Annotated in this window: 20 protein-coding genes; 7 read left to right on the plus strand and 13 right to left on the minus strand. The window is 58.8% G+C overall.

Features of this window, described 5'->3' with window-relative positions:
* Nucleotides 1–19 precede the first annotated feature (19 nt).
* Complete coding sequence (gene ghxP / locus FFB58_RS12390; protein WP_039031954.1) at nt 20–1369, plus strand: guanine/hypoxanthine transporter GhxP; 1350 nt, start codon at nt 20–22, stop codon at nt 1367–1369.
* A gap of 151 nt (nt 1370–1520) precedes the next feature.
* The gene (locus FFB58_RS12395) at nt 1521–3167 is read left to right on the plus strand and encodes a Na+/H+ antiporter (protein WP_039031955.1); all 1647 of its coding nucleotides are present in this window, start codon (nt 1521–1523) and stop codon (nt 3165–3167) included.
* A 95-nt stretch (nt 3168–3262) separates the two neighbouring features.
* On the opposite strand, the gene FFB58_RS12400 is transcribed toward FFB58_RS12395, so the two are convergent.
* Nucleotides 3263–4150, minus strand: coding sequence for a LysR family transcriptional regulator (locus tag FFB58_RS12400; protein ID WP_138370032.1), 888 nt, complete (start codon nt 4148–4150; stop codon nt 3263–3265).
* Nucleotides 4151–4251: 101 nt separating this feature from the next.
* On the opposite strand from FFB58_RS12400, the gene FFB58_RS12405 reads away from it, so the two are divergent.
* Together FFB58_RS12405 and FFB58_RS12410 are read left to right on the plus strand one after the other, a co-directional pair.
* Nucleotides 4252–4662 carry a CidA/LrgA family protein gene (locus tag FFB58_RS12405; RefSeq protein WP_138370033.1) on the plus strand — a complete coding sequence of 137 codons (411 nt, stop codon included), beginning with the start codon at nt 4252–4254 and terminating at the stop codon, nt 4660–4662.
* On the plus strand, nt 4655–5344 hold the full coding sequence (locus tag FFB58_RS12410) for an LrgB family protein (protein ID WP_039031958.1): 690 nt from the start codon (nt 4655–4657) through the stop codon (nt 5342–5344). Before FFB58_RS12405 ends, FFB58_RS12410 begins: the two co-directional genes overlap by 8 nt.
* An 83-nt stretch (nt 5345–5427) precedes the next feature.
* Here the strand turns inward: FFB58_RS12410 and FFB58_RS12415 are convergent, their stop codons facing one another.
* Nucleotides 5428–6708, minus strand: coding sequence for an ABC transporter substrate-binding protein (locus tag FFB58_RS12415; RefSeq protein ID WP_286172735.1), 1281 nt, complete (start codon nt 6706–6708; stop codon nt 5428–5430).
* Nucleotides 6709–6779: 71 nt separating this feature from the next.
* Nucleotides 6780–8075: a Gfo/Idh/MocA family oxidoreductase gene (locus FFB58_RS12420; protein WP_138370035.1), complete on the minus strand. Its 1296-nt coding sequence runs from the start codon at nt 8073–8075 to the stop codon at nt 6780–6782.
* A gap of 46 nt (nt 8076–8121) precedes the next feature.
* On the opposite strand from FFB58_RS12420, the gene FFB58_RS12425 reads away from it, so the two are divergent.
* Nucleotides 8122–9699 carry a hypothetical protein gene (locus tag FFB58_RS12425; RefSeq protein WP_138370036.1) on the plus strand — a complete coding sequence of 526 codons (1578 nt, stop codon included), beginning with the start codon at nt 8122–8124 and terminating at the stop codon, nt 9697–9699.
* Between the two features lie 210 nt (nt 9700–9909).
* Here FFB58_RS12425 and actP read toward each other — a convergent pair whose 3' ends face one another.
* From actP to acs, 3 genes are all read right to left on the minus strand, one after another.
* Nucleotides 9910–11559: a cation/acetate symporter ActP gene (gene actP / locus FFB58_RS12430; protein ID WP_039031962.1), complete on the minus strand. Its 1650-nt coding sequence runs from the start codon at nt 11557–11559 to the stop codon at nt 9910–9912.
* Nucleotides 11556–11870, minus strand: coding sequence for a DUF485 domain-containing protein (locus FFB58_RS12435; RefSeq protein WP_138370037.1), 315 nt, complete (start codon nt 11868–11870; stop codon nt 11556–11558). The genes actP and FFB58_RS12435 overlap by 4 nt, the downstream gene beginning before the upstream one ends.
* Before the next feature lie 90 nt (nt 11871–11960).
* Nucleotides 11961–13919 carry an acetate--CoA ligase gene (acs, locus tag FFB58_RS12440; RefSeq protein WP_138370038.1) on the minus strand — a complete coding sequence of 653 codons (1959 nt, stop codon included), beginning with the start codon at nt 13917–13919 and terminating at the stop codon, nt 11961–11963.
* Nucleotides 13920–14339: 420 nt separating this feature from the next.
* Here acs and gltP point away from each other — a divergent pair, with 420 nt between their 5' ends.
* Entirely contained in the window at nt 14340–15653 is a 1314-nt protein-coding gene (gene gltP / locus FFB58_RS12445) for a glutamate/aspartate:proton symporter GltP (protein WP_039031964.1), read from the plus strand.
* A gap of 89 nt (nt 15654–15742) precedes the next feature.
* Here the strand turns inward: gltP and FFB58_RS12450 are convergent, their stop codons facing one another.
* The 3 genes from FFB58_RS12450 to fdhF form a co-directional block, all read right to left on the minus strand.
* Nucleotides 15743–16417 carry a tetratricopeptide repeat protein gene (locus FFB58_RS12450; RefSeq protein WP_138370039.1) on the minus strand — a complete coding sequence of 225 codons (675 nt, stop codon included), beginning with the start codon at nt 16415–16417 and terminating at the stop codon, nt 15743–15745.
* Nucleotides 16418–16697: 280 nt separating this feature from the next.
* Nucleotides 16698–16811 carry a Hok/Gef family protein gene (locus FFB58_RS12455; RefSeq protein ID WP_138370040.1) on the minus strand — a complete coding sequence of 38 codons (114 nt, stop codon included), beginning with the start codon at nt 16809–16811 and terminating at the stop codon, nt 16698–16700.
* Nucleotides 16812–17133: 322 nt separating this feature from the next.
* Nucleotides 17134–19281, minus strand: coding sequence for a formate dehydrogenase subunit alpha (gene fdhF, locus FFB58_RS12460; RefSeq protein ID WP_138370041.1), 2148 nt, complete (start codon nt 19279–19281; stop codon nt 17134–17136).
* A 264-nt stretch (nt 19282–19545) separates the two neighbouring features.
* Here fdhF and FFB58_RS12465 point away from each other — a divergent pair, with 264 nt between their 5' ends.
* Nucleotides 19546–20277: a response regulator transcription factor gene (locus FFB58_RS12465; protein ID WP_138370042.1), complete on the plus strand. Its 732-nt coding sequence runs from the start codon at nt 19546–19548 to the stop codon at nt 20275–20277.
* On the opposite strand, the gene FFB58_RS12470 is transcribed toward FFB58_RS12465, so the two are convergent.
* From FFB58_RS12470 to FFB58_RS12485, 4 genes are read right to left on the minus strand one after another with little or no spacing between them, the layout of a single operon-like run.
* Nucleotides 20274–21287: a carbohydrate kinase family protein gene (locus tag FFB58_RS12470; protein WP_138370043.1), complete on the minus strand. Its 1014-nt coding sequence runs from the start codon at nt 21285–21287 to the stop codon at nt 20274–20276. The genes FFB58_RS12465 and FFB58_RS12470 overlap by 4 nt on opposite strands.
* Nucleotides 21284–22144 carry a ketose 1,6-bisphosphate aldolase gene (locus FFB58_RS12475; protein ID WP_039031971.1) on the minus strand — a complete coding sequence of 287 codons (861 nt, stop codon included), beginning with the start codon at nt 22142–22144 and terminating at the stop codon, nt 21284–21286. The genes FFB58_RS12470 and FFB58_RS12475 overlap by 4 nt, the downstream gene beginning before the upstream one ends.
* 10 nt (nt 22145–22154) lie before the next feature.
* Nucleotides 22155–22841, minus strand: a complete 687-nt coding sequence (locus FFB58_RS12480) for a D-lyxose/D-mannose family sugar isomerase (RefSeq protein WP_138370044.1) — start codon at nt 22839–22841, stop codon at nt 22155–22157.
* Between the two features lie 52 nt (nt 22842–22893).
* Nucleotides 22894–23835 carry an ABC transporter substrate-binding protein gene (locus FFB58_RS12485; protein ID WP_138370045.1) on the minus strand — a complete coding sequence of 314 codons (942 nt, stop codon included), beginning with the start codon at nt 23833–23835 and terminating at the stop codon, nt 22894–22896.
* Nucleotides 23836–23934: the final 99 nt, after the last annotated feature.

Below are 23934 nucleotides of genomic sequence, written 5' to 3' on the forward strand. Positions count from 1 at the left end.
TTTTCAGGGGATGTTTTCTATGTCTACGCCATCTGCGCGTACCGGCGGTTCACTCGACGCCTTCTTTAAAATTTCTGCCCGCGGCAGTACCCCACGTCAGGAGATCGTTGCCGGTCTGACGACCTTCCTGGCCATGGTCTACTCGGTGATCGTCGTGCCGGGCATGCTGGGCAAAGCCGGTTTCCCACCGGCGGCAGTCTTTGTCGCTACCTGTCTGGTTGCCGGTGTCGGCTCTATCGTGATGGGTCTGTGGGCTAACCTGCCGCTGGCGATCGGCTGTGCTATCTCGCTGACTGCCTTCACCGCTTTCAGCCTGGTGCTGGGCCAGCAGATCAGCGTCCCGGTTGCGCTGGGCGCCGTGTTCCTGATGGGTGTGCTCTTTACCATCATCTCTGCCACCGGTATCCGCAGCTGGATCCTCCGCAATCTGCCGCAGGGCGTTGCGCACGGAACGGGGATCGGTATCGGCCTGTTCCTGCTGCTGATTGCCGCTAACGGCGTGGGCCTGGTTATCAAAAACCCGCTGGACGGTCTGCCGGTTGCGCTGGGTAATTTCGCCAGCTTCCCGGTGATCATGTCGCTGATTGGCCTCGCGGTGATCATCGGTCTGGAAAAACTGAAAGTGCCGGGCGGCATCCTGCTGACCATCATTGGCGTCTCCATTGTTGGCCTGATTTTCGATCCTGCCGTGCACTTCTCCGGCGTGTTCGCGATGCCTTCCCTGAGTGATGAAAACGGCAAATCGCTGATCGGCAGCCTGGATATCATGGGCGCGCTGAATCCGGTGGTGCTGCCAAGCGTGCTGGCGCTGGTGATGACTGCGGTCTTCGATGCCACCGGCACCATCCGCGCGGTAGCCGGTCAGGCTAACCTGCTGGATAAAGACGGTCAGATTATCGATGGCGGCAAAGCGCTGACCACCGACTCCCTGAGCAGCGTCTTCTCGGGCCTGGTGGGTGCAGCCCCGGCGGCGGTATATATCGAATCGGCGGCGGGTACAGCGGCAGGCGGTAAAACCGGTCTGACGGCTGTCACCATTGGCGTGCTGTTCCTGCTGATCCTGTTCCTTGCCCCGCTTTCGTATCTGGTTCCGGCCTACGCCACCGCCCCTGCGCTGATGTACGTTGGCCTGCTGATGCTGAGCAACGTGGCGAAAATTGATTTTGCCGACTTCGTTGATGCGATGGCTGGCCTGATCACGGCGGTCTTCATCGTGCTGACCTGTAACATCGTTACCGGCATCATGATCGGTTTCGCCTCCCTGGTGATTGGCCGTGTGGTTTCAGGTGAATGGCGCAAGCTGAACATCGGTACGGTGGTGATTGCCGTCGCGCTGGTGGCGTTCTACGCGGGCGGCTGGGCGATCTAAGCTGTCAACTGCATAAAAAGACGGGTGGCTCAGGCCGCCCGTTTTTATTTTCAGAACACATCTCGTTGTCTTATGCGTTACTCTGGGAAAGGTACATTAAGGCAAGATGCCCATGGCCTAAACGAACCGAATCATCGCAAACAGGGAACGCATGGAAATTTTCTTCACAATACTCATCATGACCCTTGTGGTCTCACTTTCCGGGGTAGTCACCCGCGTACTGCCCTTTCAGCTACCGCTGCCGCTCATGCAGATTGCCATCGGTGCTCTGCTGGCGTGGCCGACGTTCGGATTGCATGTCGAGTTTGATCCGGAACTGTTTCTGGTGCTGTTTATTCCTCCTTTGCTGTTTGCCGACGGCTGGAAAACGCCCACGCGCGAGTTTCTCGAACACGGGCGCGAGATCTTCGGCCTGGCGCTGGCGCTGGTGGTTGTCACCGTGGTGGGGATCGGTTTTCTCATCTACTGGGTGGTGCCGGGTATCCCGCTGATACCTGCCTTTGCGCTGGCGGCGGTGCTGTCGCCAACCGATGCCGTGGCGCTGTCCGGCATCGTCGGTGAAGGACGGATGCCGAAAAAAATCATGGGGATTTTGCAGGGCGAGGCGCTGATGAACGACGCCTCCGGCCTGGTGGCCCTGAAGTTTGCCGTCGCCGTGGCGATGGGCACGATGATCTTTACCGTCGGCGGCGCCACCGTCGAGTTCTTCAAAGTAGCAATCGGTGGCATCCTCGCCGGGTTTGTGGTGAGCTGGCTGTACGGCCGTTCGCTGCGCTTCCTCAGCCGCTGGGGCGGCGATGAACCCGCTACGCAGATTGTCCTGCTGTTCCTGCTGCCGTTCGCCTCTTATCTGATTGCGGAACATATTGGCGTGTCGGGCATTCTGGCCGCGGTGGCGGCAGGGATGACCATCACCCGTTCCGGCGTGATGCGTACCGCGCCGCTGGCGATGCGCCTGCGCGCCAACAGCACCTGGGCGATGCTGGAGTTTGTCTTTAACGGCATGGTGTTCCTGCTGTTGGGCCTGCAGCTGCCGGGCATTCTCGAATCCTCGCTGGTGGCGGCAGAGGCCGACCCGAACGTCGAAACCTGGATGCTGTTTGCCGACATCGTGCTGATTTACGCTGCGCTGATGCTGGTGCGCTTCGGCTGGCTGTGGACGATGAAAAACTTCAGCGTGCGTTTCCTGAAAAAGAAACCGATGGAGTTTGGCTCCTGGACCACGCGCGAGCTGTTGATCTCGACCTTTGCGGGTGTGCGTGGGGCGATCACCCTGGCGGGTGTGCTCTCCATTCCGCTGCTGCTGCCGACCGGCGACGTCTTCCCGGCGCGCTACGAGCTGGTGTTCCTGGCGGCGGGGGTGATCCTGTTCTCGCTGTTTGTCGGCGTGGTGATGCTGCCGATCCTGATGCAACACATGGAGGTGGCCGACCACGTCCAGCAGCACAAAGAGGCGCGCATTGCCCGGGCAGCGACCGCTGAGGTGGCGATTGTCACCATTCAGAAGATGGAGGAGCGTCTGGCGGCCGATACCGAAGAGAACATCGATACCCAGTTGCTGAAAGAGGTGAGCTCGCGGGTGATTGGTAACCTGCGCCGCCGTGCGGATGGCCGCAATGACGTTGAGAGCTCGCTGCAGGAGGAGAACCTCGAACGCCGCTTCCGCCTGGCCGCGCTGCGCGCTGAACGCGCGGAGCTGTACCACCTGCGCGCCACCCGGGAGATCAGCAACGAGACGCTGCAAAAACTGCTGCACGATCTCGATTTGATGGAAGCGCTGCTGATAGAGAAGCAGTAGCCGCGAATACCCCTCACCCTGACCCTCTCCCCATAGGGGAGAGGGGATAATCGGGCACGGTGCGGCTTTTTTCCCTCTCCCCTATGGGGAGAGGGCTAGGGTGAGGGGGCCCAAAACCCCTCACAACATTTCAACCATGCCTGGGCGCTGTGCGACAGGTACACCCCTTCCCGCCAGATCATCCCCAGCTGCCAGTGCAGATCGCTCTGCAGCGGGATCCAGCGCAGCGTGTTTTTATCCAGCCGCTCGCAGATGGGCTGGGGCAATATCGCGATCCCGACTCCCGCCTGCACCATCGCCGCCAGAAAATCCCACTGCCCGCTGCGCACCGCGATGCGCGGCTTGACGCCGTGCTGGTTGAACAGCTGCATCAGCTGGCGGCTGAGGGCAAAATCTTCGTTGTAGATCAGCAAAGGATGCTCGGCCAGCAGTTCTGGATTGATGGCATCAAGCTTCAGCCAGCTGCCGGAGCGCGACACCAGCACGCACAGCGGATGGCTGAACAGCGGCAGGGCGGTCAGGCCGCTGTCCTCCTCCACCGGCAGGGCGGTCATCGCCAGATCCAGCTCGCCGTTGATCACCGCCTGCTGGACGGTTAAGCCGCCAAATTCAGAAATTTTCAGCTCCACGCCGGGATAGCGCTGGCGAAACAGGCTGATGGGCCCGGCCATCATCATGCCCACCATCGGCGGGATGCCGAGGCGCAGGACGCCTTTGTTCAGATGGTTGATGTCACCAAGCTCCGCCTCCAGCTGGCGAAACTCCGCCAGGATCGCCAGCCCGCGCTCAAACACCACGCGCCCGGTGTCGGTTAAGAGCAGCTTGCGGCCGTCGCGGATCAGCAGGGTACAGTTCAGTTCATCTTCGAGGTTTTTTAGCATTTTGCTGATGGTGGGCTGGGTGACAAAGAGCTTCTCCGCGGCGCGGGTAAAACTCTGCTGGCGGACCACTTCGACAAAGTAACGCAACGTGCGTATGTCCATGACTATTCCTCGAAACTATACCTTTGATGATTTTAATTCATTTCAGTGAATTACGGGCGCTGACTATACTGGCGCTTCATCTCATTTTGAGGAAATCTCCCATGACCGTGGCGCTAAGTCGCGTTACGCCTGCCGTCGTGCAACGACTCCAGGTACCGGTTCAGGTACTGCTTTATGCGGGTCTGTTTGTCTTCGCTGAATATCTTGTGAGCTGGCTGCACCTGCCGCTGCCGGCCAATCTGGTCGGGATGGTGCTGATGTTCAGCCTGATCCTCTGTCGCGTTATTCCTCTCAACTGGGTGCGGGCGGGCTCGCGCTGGCTGCTGGCCGAGATGCTGCTGTTTTTCGTTCCGGCGGTGGTGGCGGTGGTCAATTACGTTCAGCTGCTGATGGTGGATGGCTGGCGCATCTTTGCGGTGATCGCCCTGAGCACCCTGATGGTGCTGGGTGCGACCGCGTGGGTGGTGGATAAAGTGTACCGCTTCGAAATCAGCAGGCAGAAACATGACTAACTTTCAGGTCAGCGTTCTCTGCCTGGTGGTGACGCTGGCGATCTACTTCGCCAACAAACGCCTCTATCGCCGCTTTCGCAAACTGCCCCTGATGCCGCTGGTTTTCACGCCGATTTTGCTGGTGATGATGCTGGTGTGGGGCCATATCTCCTGGCAGAACTATATCGGTGAAGCGCACTGGCTGCTGTGGCTGCTGGGCCCGGCGACCATCGCCTTTGCGGTGCCGGTGTACGACAATCTCGCGGTGATCAAACGCCACTGGATGTCGCTCTCCGCCGGGGTGATCACCGCCACGGTGGTGGCCGTCACCAGCTCCGTCTGGCTGGCGCGGTTATTTACCCTGTCGGATGAGATCCAGCGCAGCCTGGCGGTACGCTCCGTCACCACGCCCTTTGCCCTGGCGGCGGCAAAACCGCTCGGCGGACAGCCGGATCTGGTGGCGCTGTTCGTGGTGGTGACCGGGGTGTTTGGCATGGCGGTAGGGGACATGCTTTTTCTGCGCCTCTCCATCCGCGAAGGGATGGCGAAAGGGGCCGGATTTGGCGCGGCATCCCACGGCGCAGGCACCGCCCGCTCTTACGAGCTGGGCCAGCAGGAGGGCGTTGTCGCCAGCCTGGTGATGATGCTCTCCGGCGTGGTGATGGTGCTGGTGGCGCCATTGGTGGGCTGGTTGATGTTCTGAGACTTTTATTGCCGGGTGGCGCTGCGCTTACCCGGCCTACAGAACCGTAGGCCCGTGCAAGCGCAGCGCCGCCGGGCAATACGCTAACGGTTAAGTCTGCGCACAATCCGCTCCACCTTCTGGCGGAAATCCGCCGCGACCTGGGCGGGCGGCTGACCCTGCTCCAGCTTTTCCCGCGCCGAGGTGAACTGGTCGATCACCTGCAAATCTTCGATGTAGGGCGTGGCGACGACCGTGGTGTGCAGCGACTGTGCCTGACGCAGCCCCGCAATCACCGGATCGCCCGGGTCAATCACCCCTTTCTCCGTTAGCTGCGTTTTTGCCGCCTTGTTGAGCGGAATGCCGCGCTCCAGCCCCAGAGCCTGCACCGACTGCGGATCGTTGAGCAGGTAGTTCACCAGAATGGCCGCCTCTTTCGGGTGTTTAGTGGATTTCGCCACCGACAGCATCTGCGCCGTTTTGAAGTACACCCCGGACTCCTGCGTGCCGGGCTGCATCACGTAGTCGCCCAGCACCAGCTTCGCCGGTGGCGTCATGTTGTTAGCAAACATGCGGATGGTGATGTTCCAGGTGAACAGGCCGCCCCACTCGCCGTTGATCCACGGCTTCATTTCATAGAGGTTGCCTTTGCCGTAGGAGGAGAGGGTTTTTGGCGACGGCAGAATGTGGTCGTCGCTCAGGCGCTTCACAAAGCCGAAGGCCTCGACCCACTGGGCGTCGTTCCAGGCGAAGGTGCCGTCGCTGTTGAACATCGGCTTCTGATGGGTCTGCATCATGTACGCATTGAGCAGCAGAATGACATCCTGATCGACCATGGCGTAGGGGTAGTAGCTGTTGCCCAGCTTCTGCCGGAAAATCTTCCCGGCGGCAAAGAAGTCGTCCCAGGTTTTAGGATACGCCAGCCCGGCTTTCTGCCAGGTAACGTCGTTATAATAAAAGACCGGAGCGTTGACCGAAATCGGCAGGCCGTTGAGCTTGCCTTTCACCGTGGTCGACTGCAGATCCTGCGCCTGGTACTGACTTAAATCGAGCTCCGCTTTCAGCTTATCCAGGTCGTAATAGCCTTCGCCGTTTTTGGAAAAGATAATCAGCCACGGCCAGTTGGTCTGCATCACATCCGGCTCGGTGCCGCTCGCCAACTGGGTGGTCAGGCGCGAAAGATGTCCGTCCCAGCCGGTGTATTCGGCCTTCACTTTGATCTCCGGATGGGCTTTCTCAAAGGCTTCCAGCGCCTTTAATGTGGCCTGGTGACGGCTGTTGCCACCCCACCACGACATGCGTAATTCAACGGGCGACTGCGCCCAGACAGAGGTACAGGAAAATAACAGCGATGCGATGACACCTGACAGGAGTTTATTCATTATTTTTCTCCGGGACTTTTATTCGTAAACAGGTGAGTAACGGCGCAGCCTTCTGCCGCGCCTTTGTCATGCTTTTAACGTTTCGTCAGACGGAAAACCAGCTCAAACTCCTTAAAGTTCACCGGACGCTGCTGCTGCATGGAGATGTTGCCCGCAATCCCGGTGAGGATGGACATGGCGCCGGCGCGATGGTCGGCCGCGCGCTGGAGCGGATCCTCTCCCGGCGTGCCAAACAGGTCGGCCAGCATGGCATTGTCGCCGCCGCCGTGGCCCCCTTCACCGAGGCTGAACTCCGCTTTCCACGGTTCGGCGAACATCGGGAAGACGGTGAGATCGCACTGCTCGAGGCTGCCCTCGTTTTCCCGTTCGCCCCCGGCGTTGACGTAGGACTTCTCAACGATTTTCATCTCCAGTCGCCCTTCGGTGCCGTTAAAGACCACGTTCAGCCCTTCCCACGGCAGATAGGCGTTGAGGGAGTAGGTGAGCTGGACCTGGTTCTGGTATTTCACCAGCACCGATAGGGTGTCTTCGATGGTGATCCCGTCGCTGAACACGCTCTGGTCGCGGAAGTAGTTATCTTCATGCTCGGCATCCAGATAGAGCGCCTTAAGCTGGGCGTTCTCTGCCATATGCAGCGCAAAAGGATCGTCTTTGGCTTCGGCAAAGCCGTGGGCGCGCGGGTAGAACTGCGTCACGCCGCGCTGCTCAGCATTCTCCCTGCCGTAGAACTGCAGGCTGCCCTCGGCGTAAACCCGCTCCGGGAAGCTGCCCAGCCAGAAGTTCATCAGGTCGAAGTGGTGGGTGGATTTATGCACCAGCAGGCCGCCGCTGTTGCGTTTTTCCCGGTGCCAGCGGCGGAAGTAGTCCGCGCCGTGTTCGGTGTTGAGCAGCCACTCAAAGTGAACGGAGGTCACCTTGCCAATCACCCCCTGCATCAGCAGTTCGCGCACTTTGCTGTGGTGCGGGGCGTAGCGGTAGTTGAAGGCCACGCGCACGGTGCGGCCGGTCTCTTCGATGGCGTCGAGAATGCGCAGGGCGCGCTGCTCGTCGATGGTCATCGGCTTTTCAGTGATCACATCGCATCCGGCGTGCAGCGCGCGCACGATGTAATCATCGTGGGTGCGGTCCATGGTGGTGACAATAACCACATCGGGACGCGTCTCGCGGATCATCTCTTCAAACTGGGTTGCCTGCCAGGTGGAAACCGGCGCCGCCCCTTCGTTTTTTAATAACTGGTTGGCGTAGTGCATGCGCGTCTTGTTAGTATCACAGAACGCGACCAGTCTGGCATTTTCCCGCCAGGCGCCACCGATGGCGGAAATATATAAACCCGCGCGACCGCCGGTTCCGACCAGAGCATATTTTTTCATGGCATCCTCGATTGAATAGCGAAATAAATATCAGCAAGGTGACGCAATGAAACGTATTCCCCATCAACTGATGGAGCTGAACAGCACTTTTATCTGGCACTGGCCCTGGTTTATTCAGGGCGTAAAAAGCGCGAAACAGCACGGCTTCACCGGCATCATCCTGCACCAACAGGAACTGCTTTCAGTACTTGCGACGCCCTCGCCGTTAAGCCAGAAACTCAACGTCGAGAACCTTATTCATCAGCAACATTACGCCCTGCACTATTTAAAGCGGGTCGACAGTTATCTGGCGGAAAATAATTTATCGTTCTGGCTTCAGGGTGAGGCCGCGCCCAATGACGACATTATTAAGCGTAAATTTCCTGAACTGACCTTCGACGAAAAAAGCGCGCCCGATTTCTGGCAGCATTTTTATGCCGCGATATTGCATCCGTTATTACCTGCGCTGCCCCATCTCGGCGGAATTATTCTCAGCCTGACGACGCCGGACTTTCAGACCAGCCGCTGGCAGCAAAGCCTGCATGATGTCTGGAGCCTGCTGCGCGCCCGGGGCAAGAAGCTCATCCTGCGCGACTTCATCGATAACAGCTGGCCGCGGCAGCAGCTCTCAAACATGCTGGCGACGCTCCCGGACGACGTGCGCGCATCGGTAAAAGCCACCGAGCTGGATTACCATCCCGGCTTTGCCAACCACCCGCACATCGCCACCCTGCCGGGGCATAAAAAGTGGATCGAGTACGATCTCTTCGGCACCGGCTACGGCTGGACCGCGCTGCCGTGCTATCTGGCCGATGAGATCGGCGGCCGCTTAAGCTGGGCGCTCAGCGCCGCAGAGAACGAAATCGAAGCCATCACCTCCCGGGTGAGCTGGCAGTGGCTGCCCGACAGCCGGGTGATGGACTCCGTCAACGCCATCAACCTCTTCGGCCTCTCTGCCGCCAACCAGGCCGCCGATGCGGCGCTGCCCGGTACTTTCACGCGCTGGGCCGAGCATCATCAGCTGGGCTTTCGCTCCCTGCAGGACAAACATCAGCTCGCGACTATCGTCCACGCCAGCTACGACTGGCTGTGTAAAACGCCAAACTTTCTTGGCCGACGGCTGCACTACCAGAGCCAGATCCCGGAGAGCATTGCCCAGGCGCAGCAGCTGCTGCATATGGATACCCGCAGCGCCAACTGGCTGCACGCCTGGCAGCCGCTGATGCCCGCTGACGATCCTGCGGCTGGCAAAGAGCAGCGTGAGCGGGTGGCGCTGGAAAAAGAGGCCGCCTGCTTTCTCGCATCACGCACGCTGCAAAACCTGCGGGAGCTGATGCCGCGCATGACCTGCCCGGACGACACCCTGGAGATCCTGCTGGCCGCCTGGCGCAGCGCGGAGATCTACAGCCAGATGTTTTCCCATGTGGCCGCCGCCGTTACCGACGTGCTGTGGCTTGACCACTACGGCGCAAGCAGCCTGCCCGCTGATACCCTGCAGAAGCATCAGCAGCGCCTGCTGCACTACGCCGATACCCTGGAACGCTGGCTGGCGAACCCGCCCGTCAGCGGGCCTTTGTTCCTGCCGCTGCTGCTGAGCCCGGAGCGCCTGCAGCGCTTTGCCAGAAGCCTCAGCGAGTCGCGGTAACTAAAGCATAAAAACTGCGGCCAGGGTTGTCTGTATTGCGCGCGGAGGGAAAGCGGAGGATCGGCGTGAAATCGGGAAAAGTGTGATGGTCTTAGCGGATTGCAGATAAAGCCTGTGATGCGCGTCGGCTTTTTCTGTTTTGGTGACGTGATTAACGTCACCTGAAGGGGGAAAAAATGTGATCCCCGACCAGCGGCCGGGGAGGGGATTTTAGTGCGCGCGGCCCTGCTCAACGCCGAGGCCAGTCTGGGAACGGATAAACTGGGCGCGGAACTTCTCACGCTCCAGATTTCCTTCCGCCGAGTTATCCGTGGCGGAGAAGATCCAGATCCCAATGAACGCCACCGCGATGGAGAACAGCGCCGGGTATTCGTAAGGGAAGATGGCTTTTTCGTGACCGAGGATCTGCACCCAGATGGTCGGGCCGAGGATCATCAGGATCACCGCCGTCAGCAGGCCCAGCCAGCCACCAACCATCGCACCACGGGTGGTCAGTTTTGACCAGTACATGGAGAGCAGAATGATCGGGAAGTTACAGCTCGCCGCAATCGAGAAGGCCAGTCCCACCATAAAGGCGATGTTCTGGTTTTCGAACAGGATACCCAGCAGGATCGCCACCACACCCAGCACCAGGACGGTGATTTTGGAGACTTTCAGCTCATCGCGCTCGGAAGCGCCTTTACGCCAGACGTTGGCATAGAGGTCGTGGGAGACCGCAGAGGCTCCGGCCAGGGTCAGGCCCGCTACCACCGCCAGGATGGTGGCGAAGGCCACGGCGGAGATAAAGCCGAGGAACAGGTTGCCGCCCACCGCGTCAGCCAGGTGCACCGCCGCCATGTTGTTGCCGCCAATCAGCGCGCCTGCCGCATCCTTGAAGGCCGGGTTTGCACCCACCAGCATGATGGCACCGAAGCCGATGATAAAGGTCAGGATATAGAAGTAACCCATAAAGCCGGTGGCGTAGAGCACGCTCTTACGCGCTTCACGCGCATCTGACACGGTGAAGAAACGCATCAGAATGTGCGGCAGGCCCGCAGTACCAAACATCAGGCCGAGGCCTAACGACAGCGCCGAGATCGGATCTTTCACCAGCCCGCCCGGGCTCATGATCGCTTCGCCTTTCGGGTGAACCGCCATTGCTTCGCTGAACAGGTTATTGAAGCTGAAGCCGACGTGCTTCATCACCATAAAGGCCATAAAGCTGGCACCGAACAGCAGCAGCACGGCTTTGATGATCTGCACCCAGGTGGTGGCGAGCATGCCGCCAAACAGGACGTACATCACCATCAGCACGCCCACCAGCACTACCGCGACATGGTAGTTCAGGCCGAACAGCAGCTGGATCAGCTTACCGGCACCTACCATCTGGGCGATCAGGTACAGGGCCACCACCACCAGCGAGCCGCAGGCGGAAAGGGTACGGATCGGCCCCTGCTTCAGGCGATAGGAGGCCACGTCGGCAAAGGTGTAACGCCCGAGGTTACGCAGACGTTCGGCGATCAGGAACAGAATAATCGGCCAGCCGACGAGGAAGCCGAGGGAGTAAATCAGCCCGTCGTAGCCGGAGGTGTAGACCAGCGCGGAGATGCCAAGGAACGAGGCCGCCGACATAAAGTCACCGGCAATCGCCAGCCCGTTCTGGAAACCGGTAATGTTGCCGCCCGCGGTATAGTAATCGTTGCGGGAGCGCACACGTTTTGACGCCCAGTAAGTAATGTACAGCGTCAGCACCACGAAGATCAGGAACATCACAATCGCCTGCCAGTTGGTTGGCTGGCGTTCCACCGCGCCGCCAATGGCATCGGCGGCATTTGCCGCAAAGGGGAGGGTGGCGGCAAGCGCCGTCAGGACTCTCTTCATGATGCTTTTACCTCACGCAGAACCGCTTTATTCAGACGGTCGAACTCACCGTTAGCACGAATGACATACACCGCGGTCAGCACGAACGAAATCACGATCACGCCGATACCGATAGGGATGCCGCGGGTCACGCTGGTACCCGCATGTAATGGGGTACCGAGCCAGTGTGGGGCGAAGGCAATAAGCAGAATAAAGCCAACGTAAATGATTAACATGATGATAGATAACATGAAGGCAAACCGTTGCCGTTTATCCACGAGCTCCCTGTAGTGCGCACTGTTCTCTATCTGCTGACAAATATTTTCATTCATCACAGAATCTCCAAAGGTAAGGTTGGTTTTTTTTAGTCCCCTCTCCCCTTTGGGGAGAGGGTTAGGGTGAGGGGAGAGGGAGAAAACAAATTACGATGGCATTGCGATGGCCTGCTTCTCTTCGAGCAGCTTGTCCACCACGCCAGGATCGGCGAGCGTTGAGGTGTCGCCTAAATTGCTGGTATCGCCCGCCGCAATCTTGCGCAGAATACGGCGCATGATCTTGCCGGAGCGGGTTTTCGGCAGCGAGTCGGTCCAGTGCAGCACGTCCGGGGTGGCAAGCGGGCCAATCTCTTTACGCACCCAGTTACGCACTTCGGTGTACAGCTCCGGCGACGGCTCTTCGCCGTGGTTCAGCGTGACGTAGGCGTAGATCGCCTGGCCTTTGATGTTGTGCGGAATACCGACCACGGCCGCTTCGGCAATCTTCGGATGCGACACCAGCGCCGATTCAATCTCTGCGGTACCCAGACGGTGGCCGGAGACGTTGAGCACGTCGTCCACGCGACCGGTGATCCAGTAGTAGCCATCTTCATCACGACGCGCGCCGTCGCCGCTGAAGTACATGTTTTTGAAGGTGGAGAAGTAGGTCTGCTCAAAGCGATCGTGATCGCCAAACAGGGTACGCGCCTGGCCAGGCCAGGAGTCGACGATCACCAGGTTGCCCTCGGTGGCACCTTCCAGCGGTGTGCCTTCGTTATCCACCAGCGCAGGCTGCACGCCAAAGAACGGACGGGTCGCAGAGCCGGCTTTCAGCTGGGTCGCGCCCGGCAGCGGGGTGATCATGAACCCGCCGGTTTCGGTCTGCCACCAGGTGTCGACCACCGGGCACTTCTCATTACCGATCTTCTTCCAGTACCACTCCCAGGCTTCCGGGTTGATCGGCTCGCCCACGGACCCGAGGATGCGCAGGGAGGAGCGGTCGGTGCCTTCGATCGCCTTGTCGCCTTCCGCCATCAGGGCGCGAATAGCGGTCGGGGCGGTGTAGAGAATATTGACCTGATGTTTGTCCACCACCTGGCTCATACGCGCCGGGGTCGGCCAGTTTGGTACGCCTTCGAACATCAGGGTGGTAGCGCCACACGCCAGCGGGCCGTAGAGCAGGTAGCTGTGACCGGTGACCCAGCCCACGTCGGCGGTGCACCAGTAGATATCGCCCTGATGATAATCAAAGACATACTTAAAGGTGGTGGCCGCATAGACCAGATAGCCGCCGGTGGTGTGCAGCACGCCCTTCGGCTTGCCGGTAGAGCCGGAGGTATAAAGGATAAACAGCGGATCTTCGGCGTTCATCGCTTCCGGCTGGTGCTGGTCGCTGGCCTGCTCAATCAGGTCGCTCCACCACAGGTCGCGGCCTTCATGCCATTCAATGGCATTGCCGGTGCGCTTCAGCACAATCACGCTGTTAACGCTGTTCACATTCGGGTTTTTCAGCGCGTCATCGACGTTCTTTTTCAGCGGAACGGCACGGCCTGCACGCACGCCTTCGTCGGCGGTGATCACCAGTTTTGAACTGGAGTCGATAATACGTCCGGCCACCGCTTCCGGTGAAAAGCCGCCAAAGATTACGGAATGCACCGCACCGATGCGGGCGCAGGCCAGCATCGCCACGGCCGCTTCCGGCACCATCGGCATATAGATAGCCACCACGTCGCCTTTCCGGATGCCCTGGGCCAACAGCACGTTGGCAAAGCGGCAGACGTCGCGGTGCAGTTCGCGGTAGGTGATATTTTTGCTCTGGGTGGCGTCGTCGCCTTCCCAGATGATTGCCGTCTGGTCCCCGCGCTCGGCAAGATGGCGATCCAGGCAGTTAGCGGCCAGGTTCAGGGTGCCGTCTTCATACCATTTAATCGAGACGTTGCCTGGGGCAAAAGAGGTGTTCTTGACCGTCTGGTACGGGGTGATCCAGTCAAGGATTTTGCCCTGCTCGCCCCAGAAGGCGTCAGGGTTGGTGATGGACTGCTGATACTTCTCCTGGTACTGCTCCGGGTTAATCAGGCAGCGGTCCGCAATATTTGCGGGAATGTCGTGTTTATGGACTTGGCTCATGGTTTTTGTTCTCCTTGTAGGATGTTAATAATATGTCGCAAAAACGTTAATTGTAGGGGCTTTGCCAGCTTTGTTTACTTTTTGGGCGACAGATCACGCAAATGTTACAGAGTACAAAAAACGAGCAAATGACACTTTGAAGAAAAATAATTGCTCTTAAGGATTATTTGCTTTTATGGATAAAAAAGTTTTTTTATAACAAAAGGTTATTTTTCATCATCAACACAAATTAGCGTAACAACCTCTTTTGTCAGTCAAATGCCTTGTTCTGAAAGGCTTGCGCAGCATGCCGTGCAAGTGGTACTGATACCGCGCGTTAAAAAACCCCATAAATGAACGCAACACAATTCATACCCTTTCAGTATGTGTCGTCCCCTTCGTTTTACGAGTACGAACACTTCATTGAGGAAGTTTCTTGTCATGAAAAATTTGAAAGTCAGCCTGGCCTGGCAAATTTTGCTGGCCCTTGTGCTGGGTATCTTGCTGGGTAGTTATCTGCATTATCACAGTGACAGCCGCGAATGGCTGATCGCCAACCTCCTGTCGCCTGCCGGTGATATCTTTATTCATCTGATCAAGATGATTGTGGTGCCGATTGTCATCTCGACGCTGGTAGTAGGGATTGCCGGGGTCGGTGACGCGAAGCAGCTGGGCCGCATCGGCGCAAAAACCATCCTTTATTTCGAAGTGATCACTACGGTGGCCATCATTCTTGGTATCACGCTGGCGAATGTGTTCCAGCCTGGTGCCGGCATTGATATGTCGCAGCTGGCGACGGTGGATATTTCGAAATACCAAAGCACGACCGCCGATGTGCAAAGCCATGCTCATGGCCTGATGGGCACTATCCTGTCGCTGGTGCCGACCAATATCGTGGCGTCGATGGCGAAGGGCGAAATGCTGCCTATCATCTTCTTCTCGGTGCTGTTCGGTCTGGGGCTGGCGTCGCTGCCGTCCACCCACCGCGAGCCGCTGGTGACCGTGTTCCGCTCCATCTCTGAAACCATGTTCAAAGTGACCCACATGGTGATGCGCTATGCCCCGGTCGGCGTCTTTGCGCTGATCTCGGTGACGGTGGCGAACTTCGGTTTTGCCTCCCTGTGGCCGCTGGCGAAGCTGGTGATCCTGGTTCACTTCGCGATTATCTTCTTCGCCCTGGTGGTGCTGGGGCTGGTGGCGCGCATGTGCGGGCTGAGCATCTGGATTTTGATCCGCATCCTGAAAGACGAGCTGATTCTGGCGTACTCCACCGCCAGCTCCGAAAGCGTACTGCCGCGCATAATCGAGAAGATGGAAGCCTACGGGGCACCGGCGTCGATCACCAGCTTCGTGGTACCGACCGGGTACTCCTTTAACCTCGACGGTTCGACGCTGTACCAGAGTATCGCCGCCATCTTTATCGCCCAGCTGTACGGGATCGACCTCTCCCTGTGGCAGGAGATCGTACTGGTGCTGACCCTGATGGTGACCTCAAAAGGGATTGCCGGCGTGCCGGGCGTATCCTTTGTGGTACTGCTGGCGACCCTGGGAAGCGTGGGTATTCCGCTGGAAGGCCTGGCGTTTATTGCCGGTGTTGACCGTATCCTCGACATGGCGCGTACCGCGCTGAACGTGGTGGGTAATGCCCTGGCAGTGCTGGTGATTGCCAAGTGGGAACACAAATTCGACCGTAAGAAAGCGCTGGCGTACGAGCGCGAAGTGCTGGGTCGTTTTGATAAGACCGCTGACCAGTAAATAAGAAAGCCGGGTGGCGCTAGCGCTAACCCGGCCTACGGTCCTGTAGGCCGGGCAAGCGAAGCGCCCCCGGCAGACAGACCGCACGGTTACTCCCCGCTTAACGCATCAAACTCCTCGCATCCGGTATCAAACCCTTCGCTACAGCTCAGATTTAACCAGTACAGCGCCTTCTGTTTATTCGGGGTGATAAACCCGGCCTCGCCCTGCTGAAACACCTTGCCCGCCCAGTATTCGGCGTAACCGGTGCGCGAGAGGGTAGAGCTCTGCTTAAACCACTGCGCGGCCTGCACGTCATCCTGCGCCACCTCCACGCCGTTGGCGTAGATCAGCCCCAGCAGCAACCGGGCATCGACGGCGGCGTCATCTTCGGTATTCTCTGCGACTTTATGCAGCAAGCTCAGCGCCTGCGGATAGTCGGTTTTCCCCGCCCGGGTATTCACCAGCAGCCGCGCCAGCATCACCGCCCCCGGCGAACTGTCCGCCACGGTGGCCTGCTGCGCCAGCCCTTTCGCCTGCGCCAGATCGCCGTGCTTAAACTTAATCTGTGACAGCAGCGCCATGGCGTCCACGTCGCCGCCTTTGGCCGCTTTTTCGGCCCACATTTCGGCCTGCTTATCATCGCCCGAACTGTAATACGTTTCGGCAAGATAATACTGGGCACGGCTGTCGCCCGCCTCGGCCTGCTTCAGGTACTGACCGCCAATCTCCTCGGCGTTCGCAAGTGAAGTAAAAAGTATCAACAACAGATAAAGGTGTTTCATGCGTTATTTTCTTAGGGGTACATAGCGGGCAGTATAAGCGCGCTATGTGAAGAAAAAAATGGGTGCATTAAGACCTCAACCTCCCACAAGCCGGGCGGGTTTCCCCGCCCACTAACGTTAACCCGCTGCGCAGGCTAATTAGACGCCACTTCATATTGTTCACTCTTTATACCCGTCATACTTCAAGTTGCCTGTGCGTTGGCTTTCCTCGCTCACCCCAGTCACTTACCAGAGTAAGCTCCTGGGGATTCGCTGCGTCGCCGCCTTCATGCAACTCGAATTATTTAGGGTATATTTTAAGGTCGCATAACGTGCCGCGATTAATAAAGGCGAATAGTATTATGGTCAGGCAAATAATAAGTATTATGCCTAACACAGTTTTAAATGGCGTCATGCCCTTTACTCCTTGCTAAGAAAAGAATAAGGGGCTATCCTCAACTTGTTGGGAGTTGAGGGATAGCCCCCGGTTAATGGAAACATTGCCGGGGTTTTTCACTTTCTGTCCCTCAATACGGCTTAAGACAGAAAGTCTTAAGCACCCGCCGCTAATCTTATCCTCATGAAGTAAAAAGAAAAGATGTAATTCTCTTTGTGCGAAATTACATTTCTCTGGAATCATGCTCGCGAAATAATATTCGTTTTTCAAATTCTAAAATCCCCAAATAAAAAGGGAGTGAATATTTCACCCCCTTTTATTCGTGGTTCCATTAATTAAATTAACCCATTGCGGTTTCCCGTAACCGTTTTTTCAGCAAATTATATTCATCAATAACATACTGCTCGGCGGCAGCCTGATCCGCTATCGGCTCGACACGTACGGCACAATATTTATATTCAGGTGTTTTGGTTATCGGGCTCAGGTTTTCCGTCACCAGCTCGTTGCAGGCGCCAATCCACCACTGGTAGGTCATGTAGACCGCACCTTTGTTGGGACGATCGCTCACCTGCGCCCGGGTGATCACCCGGCCCTTGCGGGAGTTGACCCACACCAGCGCCTCATCCTCAATGCCCAGCTGTTTGGCATCGTCAGTGTTGATTTGCACATAGCCGGGCTCATCGGCCAGCGCCGACAGCGCAGCACAGTTGCCGGTCATGGAGCGGCAGGAGTAATGGCCCACTTCGCGCACGGTGGAGAGCACCATCGGATACTCCGGCGAGAGCTTGTCCATCGGCGCCATCCAGTCGCAGGTGAAGAACTGCGCCAGCCCGTTCGGAGTATCGAATTTCTCCGCGAACAGGTACGAGGTGCCCTGGTCCTCCGGGGACTCGTCCCGGCACGGCCACTGGATATAACCCAGCTCGCCCATCTTCTCGTAGGTCGCGCCTTTAAAGCCCGGACAGAGCTGGCGCAGCTCATCCCAGATCTGCTGCGTGTTGTCGTAGTGCATCGGATAACCCATCCGGGTCGCGATCTCGCTGATAATCTGCCAGTCGGTTTTCAGATCCCACTTCGGCTCCACCGCTTTGAAGAAGCGCTGGAAGCCGCGATCGGCTGCGGTGTAGACCCCTTCATGCTCGCCCCAGGAGGTGGACGGCAGGACAACATCCGCCGCCGCCGCGGTTTTGGTCATAAAGATATCCTGGACAATCACCAGCTCCAGATCGTCAAAGGCCTTACGCACCGCCGACAGTTCGGCATCCGTCTGGAGCGGATCTTCACCCATGATGTACGCCGCCCGCACCTCTTTGTGGGCCGCGCGGTGCGGTAGCTCGCTGATACGGTAGCCGGTGTGCGCTGGCAGGCTCTCGACGCCCCAGGCTTTGGCGAATTTCTCGCGGTTTTCCGGAAACTTAACGTACTGATAGCCCGGATAGGTATCCGGCAGGGCTCCCATATCGCAGGCCCCCTGAACGTTATTCTGCCCGCGCACCGGGTTGACCCCGACATGGGCTTTCCCGAGATTGCCGGTCAGCATGGCGAGGCTGGTCAGCGCCCGTACCGTTTCCACCCCCTGCCAGAACTGGGTGACGCCCATTCCCCACAGCAGGGTGGCCGTTTCCGCCCCGGCATACAGGCGCGCGGCCTGACGGATCTCCCGGGCGCTTACGCCGGTAATGGCTTCCACCGACTCCGGCGTATAGCTTTCGACGATTTTTCTGTATTCCTCAAAGCCTTCCGTGCGGGTGGCAACGAAAGCCCGATCGTAGAGATCCTCTGCAATAATCACCTGCCCGATGGCATTGAGCAGGGCGATATTCGAGCCGTTTCGCAACGCGATATGCATATCGGCAATGCGCGCGGTTTCAATGCGCCGCGGATCGCAGACGATAATTTTCGCCCCGTTCTGCTTCGCGCGCAGAATGTGATTCGCAACGATGGGGTGCGAATCCGCCGGGTTATAGCCGAAAATAAACACTAACGCAGTATTATCAATCTCGTTGATGGCATTGCTCATGGCGCCATTACCGACCGACTGGTGCAGACCTGCAACCGAGGGGCCGTGTCAGACGCGCGCGCAGCAGTCGACGTTGTTGGTGCCGATAACGGCGCGGGCAAACTTCTGCATCAGGTAGTTGGTTTCATTTCCGGTACCGCGTGAGGAGCCGGTGGTCTGGATCGCGTCGGGGCCGTGCTTTGCTTTGATAGCGCTGAGACGGCTGGCGACATAATCCAGCGCGTCATCCCAGGAGACGGCTTCCAGCTTGCCGCCGCGTTCTCTGCGGATCATCGGGGTTTTCAGGCGCGGGGTCAGGATTTGGGTATCGTTGATAAAATCCCAGCCAAAGTAGCCCTTCAGGCACAGCTTGCCCTGGTTGGTTTTGCCGTCGGCGGCCTCCGCCCGGACAATATTGCCGTTATCGACCACCAGGTTGATCTTGCAACCTGATGCGCAATAGGGGCAAACCGTGATGACGTTTTTCATCGCTCTCGCTCCATATCAAATGATGCTGATGTGTCGGTGTAGTATGCAGCTTCTATGCCACATCCTTGTTGTGGTTTTTCCCAGACTTTACGGGCGAATCCTGGTCAAAACCCTGACCAGAAGCAGGCGAGCTGCAAAAAATGTCGCAGCGGAAGTGACGGGGATGTGACGGCGGTTGAAGATCCGAGACGGAAAGGGCGTTTGGGCTGGAGCCTTGCACAGAATGGGCCAGAATGATTGTTATCTTCTCTATGGGATCCCGTGATGAAACCAGCAATTCTGGTGGTCGATGACGACACCGCGGTCTGCGAACTGTTGCAGGACGTCCTCAACGAGCACGTCTTTACCGTCCATGTGTGCCACAACGGTCAGGATGCCCTGCGTCTGGCCCGGCAGCCGGATATTGCCCTGGTGCTGCTGGATATGATGCTGCCGGATATCAACGGCCTGCAGGTGTTGCAGCAGCTGCAAAAGCAGCGTCCTGAGCTGCCGGTGATCATGCTCACGGGCCTCGGCAGCGAGTCGGATGTGGTGGTGGGCCTTGAGATGGGGGCCGACGATTATATCGGTAAACCCTTCAACCCCCGGGTGGTGGTGGCCCGCGTCAAAGCCGTGCTGCGCCGCACCGGCGCGCTGGCGGCGGAACCTGCGGCCGTCGCCCGGGCGGGTGGAATTAGCTTTAACGGCTGGACGCTGGATACCGCCCGCTGTGAGCTGATTGACGCCGCGGGCAGCGTGGTCCCCCTGACCCAGGGTGAATACGGTCTGCTGCTGGCGCTGACGCAAAACGCCCGTCGGGTGCTGAGCCGGGAACAGCTTCTGGAGCTGACCCACAGCGAAAGCGCGGAGGTGTTTGACCGCACCATTGATGTGTTGATCATGCGCCTGCGCCGCAAAATCGAAATCAACCCCCACCAGCCGCTGCTGATTAAAACCATCCGCGGGCTGGGTTACGTGTTTGCCGCCGACGTCCAGCATGGCGACAGGGCGGCCTAAACCAGACGGTTTTCGGCGATAAACAGCTGTAATTCCTGCAACGTTTTCGCCCCGTCGATGGCGTTGGCCGCCAAAAGGCTCGCCCGCGCGCAGGCGTGCGCCAGCTGAATACTCTCCGTCAGCGACATCGACTCGTGGCAGCCATACAAAAAACCGGCGCAGAAGGCATCGCCCGCGCCGACGCTGCCGACAATCTCAGCCTGCGTCAGCCGCCACGAGGGGATCCAGCTCCCTTCCTGGCCCGGCTCCTGACCCCATGCCCCTTCCGGACAGTGGATCACCACCCTGGCGTTGACCCCCGCCTTCAGCAATTGCTCTGCGGCAGTGGCGATGTGGGCGATCGCCGGGGCATCGTTATCGTCACGCATGTGCAGGCCGCTGAATTCGCCCGCCTCCAGCTCGTTGATCACCAGATAGTCGAGATGACGCAGGGCAGGGAGCACCAGCGGCTGATAGCGCGGATCGCCCTTGCGCGACACCAGGTCTAGAGAGGTCTTAAACCCCGCAGCGCGCATCTGGGCCAGCAGCCGCGCGCTGCGGGTGCCGAACTCCTCGTCCGGCATATCCAGGCTGTCGAGCAGCAGCAGATAGCCCAGATGGAAAATCTTCATGCTGAGATCGAGCCGGTCAAAGGCGGGCAGATCCAGCAGGCGGTTGGCCCCCGGCGAGTGGAAAAAGGTGCGCTGGCCGCTGGGGTCGGTCATCACCTGCGACATGGAGGTCGGGGCGAAGGTGGTGCGCTGCACCCGCTGGCGGTTGACGTGATACTGGTCGAGCATGGCGAGAATATAATCCCCGTCGTGATCGTCTCCTACCAGCCCGACCGCCTGCAGCGGCATCCCGGCGTGCATTTTCGCCAGGGTTAACAGCACGTTGAGCGGTGCGCCGCCGGTGGCGCGCTCGCTGTGGGTGATCTCCGCCAGCCAGCCGCGCTCCGGCCACTGCACAATCTGGTGGACGTGATCCACCAGCATATTCCCCGCCGCGATAATTCCCCGGCGTTCCATCAGGCAAACCCCGCGCTGCCAAAGGTCCGCATCTGCGCGGCGACGGTGTCGGTAATGGCCTCTTCGATGCCCAGCAGCAGTTCGGCAAACTCATCGTACAGCGGCTGTCGGTTAGCCATGCGCTGCTCCACCGCCGCCAGCGCCGCCTGAGACATGCCGGTGTAGAAGTTGATTTTGTGGATCCCGAGCTCAATGGCGCGGCGGAAATCGGCGTCGCTGATCCCGGACCCGCCGTGCAGCACCAGCGGCAGGCCGGTTTGCTGGCGGATGGCGTCAAGACGCGCAAAATCGAGCTTTGGCTCGCCCTTGTACTTGCCGTGGGCATTGCCGATGGCCACCGCCAGGGCGTCGATGCCGGTCTGGTCGACATATTCCCGCGCCAGGGCAGGGTCGGTGAAAAAGGCTTCGTCGGCGTGGCCGTACAGGGCACCGCCCTCATCGCCACCCACCGCGCCCAGCTCCGCCTCCACCGACACGCCAACCGCGTGGCACATCTTCACCACCTCCCGCGTCTGGCGAATATTCTCCTCGTAGCTGAGGGCTGAGCCATCGAACATCACCGAGCTGAACCCTAAGCGCAGCGCCCGTACCACCGCCTCGAAATGCAGGCCGTGATCGAGATTCAGCACCACCGGAATGTCATGCCGGGCGGCTTCGAACTTTACCGCCTCCACCAGGGAGTCGAGCGATACGTACTTAAAATGCACTTCGGCAATGTTGATGATAAAAGGCGAGTTCTCCTGGCGGGCCGCGGCAAACAGCGCGCGCAGGAAGTGAGAGTCGAGGACGTTAAAGGCCCCCAGCGCGTAACGGTGTTCCCGGGCGTGCGCCAGCCCTTCAGCGAGAGAGATAAGCGGCATCAGTGACTCCTTACGGGCGAAACAGGCTGTACTCGTTACACAACACCAGCACGGCCGGTTCGTCTTCATCAATGTGGTTATAGCGGGCGGTGGGTTGCAGGAAGTGGTTGTCGGTGTCGTCGTCATTCACTGAAGAGACTTCCCCGACCAGCACATCCCCAAAGCCCGCTTCACCCCAGAAGCTGTGATACAAACCGGGCGGCAGGCAGATGCTCTCTCCCGGCGTGAGACGGATATGGCTGCCCGCGACGTGGGTCTGCTGGCATCCGTCGATGGAGACGATGATATCGCCATCCTCTTTCTGCTCATCCTCATCGGCGTTCCACAACTCCACAATCAGATTGCCGCCGCCGCGGTTGATGATGTCCTCGCGCTTGCGCCAGTGGAAGTGCAGGGGCGTTACCTGGCCGTCGCGCACGTGCATGATCTTTTCCGCATAGCATCTGGCCCACGGCTTGCCGCCGGGCGAACCGTTACGCAGGGTAAACAGGGTCAGCCCCTGCGCCGCAAAATTGTCCCCGCCGAAGGCGGTCACGTCCCAGCCGAGACGTAGCTCGAACACTTCGCGCCAGGCGTCAGCCTCAAGCTGCTGCCAGCGGGCAGGGGGAAAGCTGGCAAAAGGGGGCAGATGCACATCGTGCATGGAGAAAAACTGCCGCGTGTGGCCGAGGATTTCGTTGATTTCGGAGCGTTTCATAAAGACCCCTCACCCTGACCCTCTCCCCACAGGGGAGAGGGAACGTGAACATTTACTTCACCGTCCAGCCCTTATAGGTGCCGACGCTGTTCTTATCGATCATCGTCACCGGGATCAGAACCGGCTCTTTCGGCGCAGGTTTGCCCTGCAGAATGTCATAGCCGATCTCCACCGCTTTCGCCGCCATCACCTGCGGATCCTGGGCAGGGGTCGCGATGAACAGAGAGTTTTCACGCTTCAGGGCCTCTTCGGCATCCGGTGAGCCATCCACGCCAACGATAAAGAACTCGCTACGTTGCGCCTGTTTGGCTGCCAGATCGGCACCGATCGCCGTTGGATCGTTGATCGCAAACACGCCGTCGATCTTCGGATTGGCCGCCAGCAGGGAGGTCATGACTTCCAGCCCGCCTTCGCGGCTGCCTTTGGCGTTCTGGTTATCCGAGAGCACCTTGATATCCGGATGCTTTTTGAACTCATTCTGGCACCCTTCCACACGGTTCTGTACCGCAGAGACCGGCGGTCCGTTGATGATCACCACGTTGCCTTTGCCTTTCAGACGGTCGGTAATCAGCTTACAGGCTAGTTCACCGGCCTGGGTGTTGTTGGAGGTGATAGTGGCATCGGCACCTTCTGCCGCCACGTCAACCGCCACCACCACAATCCCGGCATCTTTAGCGCGCTTTACCGCCGGGCCGATCCCTTTCGAGTCAGCGGCGTTGAGAATTATCATATCGACCTTCGCCGCGATAAAATTATCAATCTGAGAAACCTGCTGGCCGAGATCGTAGCCGCTGGAAACCAGGGTTACTTTCACGTTATCACCCGCCAGCTTGCGCGCTTCCAACTCCGCCCCCTTGGTGATCTGCACAAAGAACGGGTTCGCCAGATCGCCCACCGTCACGCCGATGGATTTCAGCTCTTTGGCCTGGACAAACGGGCTTGCTGCAAGCAGTGCGCCAGCACAGAGCGCGGTAACTAAGGGCTTCAATTTCATGCTGTATTCCTCACGTAGGGTTTCCCGTCATCCTTCTGACCGCAGATGCGTTGGTTGCGCTCATTCACCCGAATCACTTACTACAGTAAGCTCATCGGG

This window comes from Enterobacter sp. MF024 (assembly GCF_005843915.1).
Classification (GTDB): Bacteria; Pseudomonadota; Gammaproteobacteria; order Enterobacterales; family Enterobacteriaceae; genus Enterobacter; species Enterobacter barmai.